Annotated in this window: 11 protein-coding genes; 9 read left to right on the plus strand and 2 right to left on the minus strand. The window is 66.7% G+C overall.

Going from position 1 to position 12,786, the window contains the following annotated elements; translation table 11 throughout:
* Positions 1 to 870: signal recognition particle-docking protein FtsY (ftsY, locus tag O9335_RS04060; RefSeq protein WP_298383927.1), on the plus strand; the 870-nt coding region annotated here is incomplete at its 5' end.
* Here the strand turns inward: ftsY and O9335_RS04065 are convergent.
* A complete protein-coding gene (locus tag O9335_RS04065) occupies positions 833 to 1,429 on the minus strand; it encodes a DUF2726 domain-containing protein (RefSeq protein WP_298383930.1) in 597 nt (198 codons plus the stop codon). The two genes, ftsY and O9335_RS04065, sit on opposite strands and share 38 nt — an antisense overlap.
* A gap of 59 nt (positions 1,430 to 1,488) precedes the next feature.
* Positions 1,489 to 2,856 (minus strand): signal recognition particle protein, encoded by a 1,368-nt coding sequence (ffh, locus tag O9335_RS04070; protein WP_298383933.1) that lies wholly within the window; start codon positions 2,854 to 2,856, stop codon positions 1,489 to 1,491.
* An 82-nt stretch (positions 2,857 to 2,938) separates the two neighbouring features.
* Between ffh and O9335_RS04075 the strand changes: the two genes are divergently transcribed.
* The 8 genes from O9335_RS04075 to O9335_RS04105 form a co-directional block, all read left to right on the plus strand.
* A complete protein-coding gene (locus O9335_RS04075; RefSeq protein ID WP_298383936.1) occupies positions 2,939 to 3,706 on the plus strand; it encodes an inner membrane protein YpjD in 768 nt (255 codons plus the stop codon).
* A 13-nt stretch (positions 3,707 to 3,719) separates the two neighbouring features.
* Positions 3,720 to 3,974: a PP0621 family protein gene (locus O9335_RS16705; protein ID WP_367185398.1), complete on the plus strand. Its 255-nt coding sequence runs from the start codon at positions 3,720 to 3,722 to the stop codon at positions 3,972 to 3,974.
* Complete coding sequence (locus O9335_RS04080) at positions 3,971 to 5,659, plus strand: ATP-binding protein (RefSeq protein WP_298383940.1); 1,689 nt, start codon at positions 3,971 to 3,973, stop codon at positions 5,657 to 5,659. The genes O9335_RS16705 and O9335_RS04080 overlap by 4 nt, the downstream gene beginning before the upstream one ends.
* A gap of 2 nt (positions 5,660 to 5,661) precedes the next feature.
* Entirely contained in the window at positions 5,662 to 7,101 is a 1,440-nt protein-coding gene (locus tag O9335_RS04085) for a sigma-54 dependent transcriptional regulator (protein ID WP_298383943.1), read from the plus strand.
* Positions 7,094 to 7,678 (plus strand): 1,6-anhydro-N-acetylmuramyl-L-alanine amidase AmpD, encoded by a 585-nt coding sequence (ampD, locus tag O9335_RS04090; protein ID WP_298383946.1) that lies wholly within the window; start codon positions 7,094 to 7,096, stop codon positions 7,676 to 7,678. The genes O9335_RS04085 and ampD overlap by 8 nt, the downstream gene beginning before the upstream one ends.
* Before the next feature lie 435 nt (positions 7,679 to 8,113).
* The gene (locus O9335_RS04095) at positions 8,114 to 11,002 is read left to right on the plus strand and encodes a ribonucleoside-diphosphate reductase subunit alpha (RefSeq protein WP_298383949.1); all 2,889 of its coding nucleotides are present in this window, start codon (positions 8,114 to 8,116) and stop codon (positions 11,000 to 11,002) included.
* Positions 11,003 to 11,203: 201 nt separating this feature from the next.
* Entirely contained in the window at positions 11,204 to 12,352 is a 1,149-nt protein-coding gene (locus O9335_RS04100; RefSeq protein WP_298383952.1) for a ribonucleotide-diphosphate reductase subunit beta, read from the plus strand.
* Between the two features lie 206 nt (positions 12,353 to 12,558).
* The coding region (locus O9335_RS04105) for a hypothetical protein (protein ID WP_298383955.1) at positions 12,559 to 12,786 on the plus strand (228 nt) is incomplete at its 3' end.

Below are 12,786 nucleotides of genomic sequence, written 5' to 3' on the forward strand. Positions count from 1 at the left end.
GGGCTGAGCCTCGCGGGCGTGTTCAGCCGCGCCCGCATCGACGATGGGCTGTACGAGGAGCTGGAGGAGGCGCTGTTGATGGCCGACGCCGGTGTCAAGGCCACCCAGCACCTGCTGGACGAACTCAAGCGCCGTGTGCGCGACAGCCGCACCACCGAGCCGCAGGCCGTCAAGGCCCTGCTGACCGACGTGCTGACCGAGCTGTTGCAACCGCTGGAGCGAGGCCTGGAAATCGGCCGCCACCAACCGACGGTGATGATGGTGGTGGGCGTGAACGGGGCCGGCAAGACCACCAGCATCGGCAAGCTCACCCGTCACCTTCTGGATGCCGACCAGCGCGTGCTGTTGGCGGCGGCCGACACCTTCCGCGCCGCGGCCCGAGAGCAACTGGCGGTGTGGGCCCACCGTGCCGATGGCCAGTCTCGGGGTTCGGTGGACTTCGTCAGTCAGCAAGGAGCCGATCCGGCTGCGGTCAGTTTCGACGCCGTGAATGCCGGCAAGGCCCGTGGTGTGGACGTGGTGATTGCCGACACCGCGGGTCGGCTGCCCACCCAGTTGCACCTCATGGAGGAGCTCAAGAAGATCCAGCGCGTCATCGCCAAGGCCCAAGCCGACGCCCCGCACGAGGTGTTGCTGGTGGTGGATGGCAACACCGGCCAAAACGCCCTGAGTCAAGTCAAGGCCTTCGACGACGCCTTGAAGCTGACGGGGCTGGTGGTGACCAAGCTCGACGGCACGGCCAAAGGCGGCGTGTTGGCCGCCATCGCGAGGGAGCGCCCCGTCCCCGTTTACTTCATCGGTGTGGGCGAGAAGCTGGAAGACCTGCAGACTTTCAAGGCAAGAGAGTTTGCGCAGGCTTTGCTGAGTTGATCGCGGCGCGCAGCGCCGCCGTGCTCGTGTAGCGCTCGGCGTCCCAACCCAAGACGGGAACGCCGGCGGCTTGCAGCACGCGAGCCAAGCGCACGCGGCGTCGCAGGGCGCGGGCGCTCAGCCCTTCAACCGGCATCAGCACCACGGCCACGGGCCGGCTCGCCAAGTCGCACACGGCGAAGTCGGCGCTCAAGTAGCCGGTGCGGGCCACCCACTCGGCGTACGAACGGCGCGTGGGCACGCGAACCAGCCGAGACAGCGGCACCTGGGGCCATACCCAGTGTTCGGGGCAGGCGGCGATCAAGGCGGTGTGCACTCGGCGTTCGGCCTGACCCAGGACCCTGGCGGCCTCCGGGGGCCATGCCGCGACGGTGTCTTCGTCGCGATGGGGCCGGTCCGGCCCCTGGGCTTGGACGGGTTCGGGGGTGCGACGGGCCACCCACCACTGGCGCCAGCTTTGGGGCTGCCACCAGGGGGCCGAGGGCGTTTCGCAAGCGCTGCCGAACGGCGTTGCGGCTGTGGGGAAGTGCATGGACATGCCCATCAGGCTACGCGCCATGGGGCGGCTCAGGTGTGACCGAAGGTGTCGGTTGGTGACGCCTCGTCTCCGCAGCAGGCTCAGAAGCCAGGCAACCCGCCACCGCCCTTGAGGCCCCCCATGCGCTTCATCATCTTCATGAGGCCGCCGCCGCGCATCTTTTTCATCATGTCGCGCATCTGCTCGAACTGGTTGAGCAAGCGATTGACCTCCTGCACCTGAACGCCCGCGCCGTTGGCGATGCGCTTTTTGCGTGTGGCCTTGATGAGTTCGGGCTTGCGGCGCTCGAGCGGCGTCATCGAGTGGATGATGCCGCGCATGCGGCGCATGTCGCGTTCGGCGCGTTCCATTTGGTCGGCACCGGCTTTGGCCGCCATCTGGGCCGGCAGTTTGTCCATCAAGCTGGACAGGCCGCCCATCTTCTGCATCTGCGACAGCTGCATCAGGAAGTCGTCCAGCGTGAAGCTGTCGCCCGCCTTGATTTTGTCGGCCAGTTGTTTGGCCGCGTCCAGGTCGACGCTCTTGGTGACTTCTTCGACCAGGGCCACGATGTCGCCCATGCCCAGCACCCGGCCGGCGTGGCGCTCGCCGTCGAAGGGCTCCAAGCCGTCGATCTTTTCGCTGACCCCGGCAAACTTGATGGGCACGCCGGTGATGGCGCGCACCGACAGCGCCGCGCCGCCGCGCGAGTCGCCATCGAGTTTGGTGAGCACCACGCCGGTCAGGGGCAGAGCGGCCTTGAACGCCTTGGCGGTGTTGATCGCGTCCTGGCCTTGCATGGCGTCGACGACGAACAGGGTTTCGACCGGCTTCAATTCGGCGTGCAGGGCCTGGATCTCGGCCATCAGCACCTCGTCGATGGCCAAGCGGCCGGCGGTGTCGACCAGCAGCACGTCGAAGTAATGGCGCTTGGCGTGGTCCAGCGCGGCGCGGGCGATGTCGAGTGGCTTTTGCTCCGGGGTGGAGGGGAACCACTCGGCCCCGGCTTGCGCGGTGACCGTTTTCAATTGCTCGATGGCCGCCGGGCGGTACACGTCGCCCGAGACGGTCAGCACCTTCTTCTTGCGCTTCTCAATCAGGTGCTTGGCCAACTTGGCCGTGGTCGTCGTTTTGCCCGCCCCCTGCAGGCCGGCCATCAGGATGACGGCAGGCGGCTGGGTGGCCAAGTTCAGGTCGGCCACGCCATCGCCCATGGTGGCGGCGAGTTCTTTGTGCACCAGGCCGACCAGGGCTTGCCCCGGCGTCAACGAGCCCACCACCTCCTGGCCCAGCGCCTTGTCTTTGACGCGCTGGATGAAGTCGCGCACCACCGGCAGCGCCACGTCGGCCTCGAGCAGGGCCATGCGGACTTCGCGCAGCATGTCCTGCACGTTGTCTTCGGTGATGCGGGCTTGGCCGCGCATCGTCTTGACCAGCCGACTCAGGCGGTCGGCAAGGGTGGAGGCCATCGGGATCTCGGCGCCCGCTTTCCCAGAGGGCACCCGTAAACTAGATCGGTCGATTTTAGTGAGCGTCGCTCACCAGCCCATCTTGACCCTCACCCTTGCGAGTGCCCTGGCCCTGCTGGCCTATGCCTTGGCCGCCTGGCGTGGTCACGGCGCGCAGGCCATGCCTTGGCTGGGCCTGGGCTGGGCGGCGCAGGCTGTGGCGCTGCTGGTGGACATCGGGGGCCTGGGCGATGGGGCCGCGGGAGCCCGCTTCGGGGTGGGCCCCGCGCTCTCGCTCACCGTTTGGTTGGTGATGGCCGTGGCCTTGCTCGAGGGGCGCATGCTGCCGCTCGAGGCCTTGCGCCGGCCGCTGGCGCTGCTGGCCGCTGCCGCGGTCGCCTTGGCGTGGACCTTGCCGGGTCAGTCGCACCAAGCCAGTTCGCCCTGGGCTCCCTTGCATTGGGCGCTGGGCTTGGCGTCGTACGGCTTGGTGGGTGCTGCGGTGTTGCACGCGTGGTTGATGCAGCGCGCTGAAGCCCACCTGCGCAGTGCCCGACCGGCCGTGGGGCCGGGCTTGCCGCTGCTGCGGTTGGAGCGTTTGACTTTCCAGTACGTGGCGGGCAGCGTGGTCGTGCTGGGGGCGGCGTTGGCCCTGGGGGCCTGGTTCTCGCCGCGCTGGCAATGGGACCACAAGACCGTGTTTGCGCTGCTGTCTTGGGGCGTTCTGGCGGCGCTTTGGCTGGGCCGATGGCGCCTGGGTTGGCGCGGGCGTCAGGCAGCGCGGTGGGTTTACTTCGGCAGCGCCCTGTTGCTGTTGTCGTACGCCGGTTCGCGTTTCGTGCTGCAGGTGTTGTTGGGCCGGTCGGTGTGAGGGACTGACGCGGATGCTGTTGCGCGTTCTTCTCGTTCTCGCGGCGCTGGTCGTGTTGTTCGTATGGTGGTCGCGCCGGCGGCCGCCTGCGGCGCCCCCATCCCCGCACGCTGCCTCGGCCCCGCAGCCCGACCGCGAGGCCATGGTGCGTTGCCCGCATTGCGGGGTCCACACCCCCGTGTCGATGGGCTGGCCTGGTCGTGGCGGCACCTACTGCAGCGCCGAGCACCGCGCGATCCACGAGCCCACCGAGCCGCCCGCGCCGTGACGGCCTGGAGCGCTCCGTCCCGCCGGCGTCCGCAGGACGGTCACGACACGTTCTTGCGCTTGATGCGCGGCTTCCTGCGTGCCCGCGCCGCGCTGGCCTTGGCCCTGGTCGGGGCCCAGGGGGTGGCTCAGGTGCTGACCTCGAGTGGAAGTTGGGAGGGGCTCGTGTGGAGCGCCCTGTACGCGAGTTGGGCGCTGGTGCCGGTGATCCGTCCCGCTTGGTGGCAGGGGCGCCCCGAAGAGGGCCACGACGCCCTGCGCGGCTGGCGGTGGTGGTCCACCATCGGCGCGGACGTGCTGGCCTTCGCCACGCTGCAGGCTCTCGAGCCAGCCTCAGCCGTGCCGTTCCCGGCGCTGTACATCCTGCCGGTGCTGATGAGCAGCGTGCTGGCGCCAAGGCGCATGGCCTGGGGCGCTGCCGCCATGGCCACCTTGGGATTGCTGGGTGGCTCCTTGTGGGCGGGCTTGTTAGCGCCTGACTGGTCGACACGCTGGACCGGATCGGGTTTGGCGGGCATGGGTTACTTCGCCGTGGCCTGGCTGAGTGCCGAACTGGCCGAGCGCTTGGCGGGTGAGCAGCTGGCGGCGCAGGGCAGTCGAGCCTACGCCCGACAGCAGTCGGCCCTGAACCAATTGGTGATCGACGAACTGCGCGAGGGGGTGCTGGTGCTCGATCGCGAGGGCATCGTGCGCGCCGCCAACCCCGCCGCGCGTGCCCTGCTGGGGCGGCAGCAGGCGGTGGCCGCCACCACCTTCCATTTGGCTGAGGTGCCGGCGTGGGGCGAATTGCAGGCGGCCGTCGAGCGCGCTTGGCAGCAGGGACCCCAAGGGCAAGAGCGTGCGCATGCCGAACTGCGCTGGCCCGATGGCCCCTCGCGGCGACTGCGTGTGCGCTTGCGCCTGATTCGCAGCGCGGAATCCGACGGCGCCGAGGACCTCTGCCTGTTGCTCCTCGAAGACCATGCCACGCTGGTGGCCCGCGCACGCCAGGAAAAACTGGCGTCGATGGGGCGCATGTCGGCCAGCATCGCGCACGAGATTCGCAACCCCCTGTCGGCCATCGCCCAAGCCAACGCTTTGTTGGCCGAAGACTTGGCGGGTGATGCCCCTGCCTTGCGCCTGGCCACCATGGTGGAGGGCAACGTCAAGCGCTTGCAACGCATCGTCGACGAGGTGGCGCTGCTGGCGGCACCGTTGCCGGCCGACGCCCCGCCGCTGGACCCCGGTCCGCTGCTGACCGAGGTGTGCGCCGACTGGCTTCATGCCCAAGGCCATGGGCCGCAAGGGGCGTTGACGTGTCAAGTCGATGCCGATGGCGCCCGAGTGGCCTTCGATACGGACCACCTCCGCCGGGTCTTGATCAACTTGCTGGACAACGGCTGGCGGCATGCGCAGGAGGCGTCGCCCGCTTGGCTGCAGGTGAGCCTGCGTCCGGCCGACGACCGCCACCTCCGGCTGAGTGTCGTCAACCCGGGTGAGCCTTTGCCGCCCGAGGTCGAGCGTCACTTGTTTGAACCCTTTTATTCAACCCGCAGTCGCGGTTCGGGCTTGGGTTTGACCATCTGCCGCGAACTGTGCGAACGCTACGGCGCCCGCATCGACTACCAGGCCCTGATGGAGCGTGGCGTGCCCGCCATCGGATTCGTCGTGACCATGCGCGCCTTGCCGGCCGCAGAATCTCGCTGACCATGCCCAACCCCCAAGCTGCCCGCCTGCTCGTCATCGACGACGAGCCCGACCTGCGAACCTTGTACGAGCTGACCCTGCTGCGCGAGGGCTACGAGTTGGCCAGCGCGGGCACCGTGGCCGAAGCCCTGCAGCTGCTGCAGGCCGAGCGATTCATCGCCGTCATCAGCGACATGCGCCTGCCCGATGGCTCGGGTCTGGACGTGCTGGCGTGGCTGGAGCGCGAGCAGCGATCCGAGCGGGTGATCGTCATCACCGCCCACGGTTCTGCCGAGAATGCCGTTGAGGCGCTCAAGGCAGGCGCCTTCGACTACCTCACCAAGCCCGTCGACTTGAGGCAGTTCCGCGGCGTGGTTGCCACCGCCACGGGGCGCGGCGCTGCCCCGGCGCGCCGCGACGCGCCCGTGCCCGCCGCCAGCCGCAGCCCCGCCTTGGCCCGCTTGGCCGGCGAGAGCGAGGCCATGCAACAGGTGCGGGCTCTCATCGACAAGGTCTCCCGTTCGATGGCGCCCGTGCTGCTGCAGGGCGAGAGTGGCACGGGCAAAGAGTTGGTGGCACGCGCGGTGCACGGCCAAGGGCCGCGCGCGGGGGCGCCCTTCGTGGCGGTGAACTGCGGCGCCATCCCCGAGCACCTGCTGGAGGCCGAGTTTTTTGGTTACCGCAAGGGCGCCTTCACGGGGGCGGCCGAGGACCGCGAGGGCTTCTTCCAGGCGGCCGAAGGGGGCACCTTGTTCTTGGACGAGATCGGCGACCTGCCCTTGGCCATGCAGAGCAAGCTGCTGCGCGCCATCCAAGAGCGCAGCGTGCGTCCGGTGGGCGCGGTGGCGGAAACCCCCGTCAACCTGCGCTTGGTCAGCGCCACGCACAAAGACTTGGCGGCCGAAGTGGCCGCGGGTCGGTTTCGACAAGACTTGTTCTACCGGCTCAATGTCATCCCCATCCGAGTGCCGCCACTGCGGGAGCGGCTGCAGGACTTGGATGACATCGCCCAAGCGCTGCTCGCGCGCATCGCCGGCGATGCCGGCGTCAATCCCGTGCCTCGCCTGCACGCGTCGGCGCTGGACCGTTTGCGAGCCTACGCGTTCCCAGGCAATGTGCGCGAACTGGAAAATGTGCTGCACCGCGCTTTGGCTCTGTGCGGCGGCAACATGCTGCAGGCCGAAGACCTCGACCTTCCCGATGCCCAAGGGCTGACGCCAGCCCCCCAACAAGCGGCCCAAGAGCCGGCGGCGACGGCGCTGTTGCCGGCCGACGCTCCCTTGCCCCGCGATCTCGCGGTCTACTTGGATGGGGTCGAGCGTGGCATCCTCGAGCGCGCGCTCACCGCCCACCGCTTCAACCGAACGGCGGCCGGGGCGTCACTGGGTTTGTCGCTTCGGCAGATGCGCTACCGCATGGCGCGACTGGGCATCGGAGGTCCCGAGGGGGACGGCGGTGGCTGAAGCCCCGGTGGCGTGGCGCGAGGGTTGGTGGACGTCGGCACGCGCCAGCCCATCCCCCAACCAGGGGCCGCGGCCGGACGGCATGGCCATCGACCTCGTCGTGCTGCACGCCATCAGCCTGCCGCCCGGCGAGTACGGCGGCCCTGAGGTGGAGGACCTGTTCCTCAACCGGTTGGACACTCGAACCGACGCCCGCCTCGCCGACCTGGCCGGCTTGCAGGTGTCGGCGCACTTTTTCATCCGTCGCGACGGCAGTTGCCTCCAGTTCGTGCCCGTCGACCGCCGGGCCTGGCACGCCGGTGTTTCCAGCTTTCAGGGGCGTTCGGGGTGCAACGATTTTTCGGTGGGCATCGAACTCGAGGGCTGCGACGCCGACGGCTTCGAGCCGGCGCAGATGCGCACGCTGACGGCCTTGTTGCGGGCCCTGAGACGCCTGTGTCCGCTGCGCGCCGTCACCGGCCACGAGCACATCGCGCCCGGGCGAAAAACCGACCCTGGGCCGGGCTTTGACTGGCGCGCTCTGCGTCGGCGGGTGCGTTGGTCGCCCCGGCGTTTCCCCGACGTGAACACGGAATGAAGGGCCTGCGCCGGGGCAATGGGCCTGCCGGGCCCCTTGTTTGCGTGGGTCGGGCCCGGCACTCACGGCGCCATGCGGGGTGGCGGCCCAGCGGACCGTTTGAATGGGCATTTCAGTCCGCCGACATGGCGGATTTTTTGAGCCTGTCAAGCGGGCAAGCACGCTAGGGATAGTGGTTGAGGCGCCAGGAGGCACTAGATATAGTGGCCGTGCTATCCTGACCTCTCTTGACGAGCAGCAGCCAGCAACGCGGGTCGGCGCCTTTGCCGACCTCCGCTTGGCCCAGCGCCCCGGCAGCCCGCCACGGGCTCCCCAGAGAGGGTTTGGGGCCCCAGTTTGGACGATGGGCTGCGCTTCGCCGTCACCCCATGCTCTTTCGGTCGGGCCGTCGCCAGAGGCGGCCCGTGGTTGTGTTTTTTGATTCAAGGATCCTCCATGCAAAGCATCCACAGCAGCACCGCTGATGCCCCGCGTTTGGCCCCGCATGCCGCCGACCTGGCGAGTGCGCCCAGCGCTTACACGGCTTACCAGATCATTCGCCGCAACGGCGCGGTGGTCTCGTTCGAGCCCAGCAAGATTGCGGTGGCGCTGATGAAGGCTTTCTTGGCGGTGCACGGGGCGCAAGGTGCGGCGTCGGCGAGCGTGCGCGAAACCGTTGACGGCCTGACCGAGGCGGTCGTTCGCGCCCTGCTGCGTTCGCGCCCGGGTGGGGGCACCTTCCACATCGAAGACGTGCAGGACCACGTCGAATTGGCGCTGATGCGCGGCGGTCACCATGAAATCGCCCGCGCTTACGTGCTCTACCGCGAGCGTCGGTCGGCGGAGCGGGCCGCCAAGGGCGAAGCGCCGGTGGCCGCGCCCGTCGTTGCCGACCTCTTCGTGAGCGACAACGGCCAACGCCGCCCGTTGGACTTGGCCGCCTTGCAGGGTGTGATCGCTGCGGCATGCGCCGACCTGGGGGCGGAAGTGCGTCCCGAACCCATCTTGGCCGAAACGCAGCGCAACCTGTACGACGGCGTGCCCCTGGACGAGGTCTACAAGGCCGCCATCCTGTCGGCTCGCACGCTTATCGAAAAGGAGCCTGGCTACACCCGCGCCACCGCCCGCCTGCTGATGCACACCATCCGCAAGGAAATCCTCGGCCGCGAAGTCACGCAGGCCGAGGCCGGCGCCGCCTACCTCGAGTACTTCCCCAAGTTCATCAAGAAGGGCGTCGATGCCGAGCTGCTCGACCCCCGCCTGGCCCAGTACGACCTGGCCAAGCTGGCCGCCGCCTTGAAGAGCGAACGCGACCTGGCCTTCGACTACCTCGGCCTGCAGACCCTGTACGACCGCTACTTCCTGCACATCAAGAAGACCCGCATCGAAATGCCGCAGGCCTTCTTCATGCGCGTGGCCATGGGCCTGGCGTTGAACGAGATCGACCGCGAAGCCCGCGCCATCGAGTTCTACGAAGTCCTGTCGAGCTTTGACTTCATGAGCAGCACGCCCACGCTGTTCAACAGCGGCACGCTGCGCTCCCAGCTGTCCAGCTGCTACCTGACCACCGTGGCCGACGACCTCGACGGCATTTACGAAGCCATCAAGGAGAACGCGCTGCTGAGCAAGTACGCCGGCGGTTTGGGCAACGACTGGACCCCGGTGCGCGCGCTGGGCAGTCACATCAAGGGCACCAACGGCGAAAGCCAGGGCGTCGTGCCCTTCCTCAAGGTGGTGAACGACACCGCCGTGGCCGTGAACCAAGGCGGCAAGCGCAAGGGCGCCGTCTGCGCCTACTTGGAAACCTGGCACCTGGACATCGAAGAGTTCCTGGAACTGCGCAAGAACACCGGCGACGACCGCCGCCGCACCCACGACATGAACACGGCGAACTGGATTCCCGACCTGTTCATGAAGCGCGTGATCGAAGGCAAGGACTGGAGCTTGTTCAGCCCCAGCACCACGCCCGACCTGCACGACCTGTTCGGGGCCGACTTCGAGAAGGCCTACGTGGCCTACGAAGAGCGCGCCGCCCGCGGCGAGATCAAGCCCTACAAGAAGGTGGCCGCGCGCGACCTGTGGCGCAAGATGCTCACGATGCTGTTCGAAACCGGCCACCCTTGGATCACCTTCAAGGACGCCTGCAACGTGCGCAGCCCGCAGCAGCATGCCGGCGTGGTGCACAGCAGCAACCTGTGCACCGAGATCACGCTGAACACCAACGACAGCGAGATCGCCGTTTGCAATCTGGGTTCGGTCAACCTGGCCCAGCACTTGAAGGAGGGCCAGGTCGACCTTGACAAGGTGCGCCGCACCGTGCGCGTGGCCATGCGCATGCTCGACAACGTGATCGACATCAACTACTACGCCGTCAAGAAGGCCCGCGACAGCAACCTGCGCCACCGCCCGGTCGGCTTGGGCATCATGGGCTTCCAGGACGCGCTGTACCAACTGCGCATCCCTTACGCCAGCCAAGAGGCCGTGGACTTTGCCGATCGTTCGATGGAAGCGATCTGCTTCAACGCCTACTGGGCCAGCACCGAGTTGGCGGAAGAGCGCGGCCGCTACAGCACCTACAAGGGCTCGCTGTGGGACCGTGGCATCCTGCCGCTGGACACCCTGGACCTGCTGGCGCAAGCCCGTGGCGGCCATGTCGATGTCGACCGCAGCGCCACCCTGAACTGGGACTCGCTGCGCGAGCGCATCGCCGAGCACGGCATGCGCAACAGCAACTGCGTGGCCATCGCCCCCACCGCTACCATCTCCAACATAATCGGCGTGGACGCCTCGATCGAGCCGAGCTTCGGCAACATCTCGGTCAAGTCCAACCTGTCGGGCGAGTTCACCGTGGTCAACGAGTACCTGGTGCGCGACCTGAAGAAGCTCGGCCTGTGGGACGAGGTCATGGTCATGGACCTCAAGCACTTCGACGGCTCACTGCGCCGCATCGATCGCGTGCCCGAGGAACTCAAGAACCTCTATGCCACGGCCTTCGAAATCGAAACGGTGTGGCTGATCGAGGCCGGCGCCCGCCGCCAGAAGTGGATCGACCAGGCCCAAAGCCTGAACATCTACATGGCGGGTGCCTCGGGCCGCAAGTTGGACGAGACCTACAAGCTCGCGTGGACGCGCGGCCTCAAGACGACCTACTACCTGCGCACCATCGGCGCCACGCACGCCGAGAAAAGCACGGTGGCCAAGGCGGGACAGCTCAATGCGGTGTCGGCCACCCCGGTGGCAACGGTCGCGGCCGCTTCGCCGGCCATCGCCAGCGAGCCGGCGCTGCCTGCCACCGACATGAAGTTCTGCAGCATCGACAACCCGGATTGCGAAGCCTGCCAGTGAGGGTGCCCGCCGCTCCGCGGCCTTGCGCGGGGCGGCTGCTTTCGGTGGAGCGATTGAACAATCGAACGTTCAATCCTTTCGACCTATTCGATTTTCGATGCCCACGTGCAACGGAATCACGCGCTTGAAGCCTTCGCTCACAAGAAATCGCTTGGCGATTGGTGATCGCTGATTTGATAATTTGACAGAAGAGGAATCCCCATGTTGCATTGGGAAGACGAAGCCAAAACCAGCAAACCTTTTGCTGCCCCGCCCACCGGCTCGATGACTGGACTTTCCCCGGTCGGCGCCAGCGTCACTGCGGTCCAAACGGCCCCATCGTCTGACAAAGCGTTCCGCGTCAATGTTGCTGACAAACGCATCATCAACGCGAAAACCGACGTCAATCAACTGGTCCCCTTCAAGTACAAGTGGGCCTGGGAAAAGTATCTCGCCACCTGCGCCAACCATTGGATGCCGCAGGAAGTGAACATGAGCCGAGACATCGCGCTCTGGAAAGATCCCAACGGCTTGACCGACGACGAGCGGCGCATCATCAAGCGCAATTTGGGTTTCTTCGTCACGGCCGATTCCCTCGCGGCCAACAACATCGTGCTGGGCACGTACCGGCACATCACGGCGCCGGAATGCCGCCAATTCTTGTTGCGGCAGGCTTTCGAAGAGGCCATCCACACCCACGCCTACCAGTACATCGTGGAGTCCTTGGGGCTGGACGAGGGCGAAATCTTCAATGCCTACAACGAAGTGCCATCCATTCGGGACAAGGACCGGTTCCTGATCCCGTTCATCGAGGCCATCATGGATCCGGCCTTCCAAACCGGCACGCCAGAGGCCGACCAGAAGCTCCTCAAGAGCCTGATCGTGTTCGCGTGCTTGATGGAGGGTTTGTTCTTCTACGTCGGTTTCACGCAGATCTTGGCCATGGGCCGCCAGAACAAGATGACCGGCGCTGCCGAGCAGTACCAGTACATCCTGCGCGACGAATCGATGCACTGCAACTTCGGCATCGACTTGATCAACGCCCTGAAGATGGAAAACCCCCATCTCTGGACCGCAGAGTTCAAAGCCGAAATCAAGGACCTGTTCCTGCAGGCGGTCGAACTCGAGTACCGCTACGCCGAAGACACCATGCCCCGTGGGGTGTTGGGCCTCAATGCAGCCATGTTCAAGGGGTACCTCCGTTACATCGCGAACCGGCGTGCTGTCCAGATCGGCCTGGACCCGCTGTTCCCGAACGAAGAAAACCCCTTCCCTTGGATGAGCGAAATGATCGACCTGAAGAAGGAACGCAACTTCTTCGAAACCCGGGTCATCGAGTACCAGAGCGGCGGTGCGCTGAGCTGGGATTGATGGTTCATGCGGGTGCCTGGTCGATCTCGAAACAGGATCGAACCCACAACAAGAGTTTGACGCTGGGTCCGACCGGGCCCCTAGAAGTCCGGCGAAACCAGTGTCTGCGAGATTCACCGCCAAGGCGCTCTCACCCCGGTGAGGGCCTCTTGGCGGTGAATGACCGTACCGCCGCAATACGGTTGTAGGCGGACGGTGTTCTTCCCTTGATCAAGGAGATAACCATGGCAACTGCAACGAAAAAGGCCGCTCCGGCCAAGAAGGCCGCTCCGGCCAAGAAGGCCGCTCCGGCCAAGAAGGCCGCTCCGGCGAAGAAGGCTGCTCCGGCGAAGAAGGCCGCTCCGGCGAAGAAGGCTGCTCCGGCCAAGAAGGCCGCTCCGGCGAAGAAGGCTGCTCCGGCGAAGAAGGCCGCTCCGGCGAAGAAGAGATCGGAA

This window comes from Inhella sp. (assembly GCF_027532025.1).
Lineage (GTDB): Bacteria > Pseudomonadota > Gammaproteobacteria > Burkholderiales > Burkholderiaceae_C > Inhella.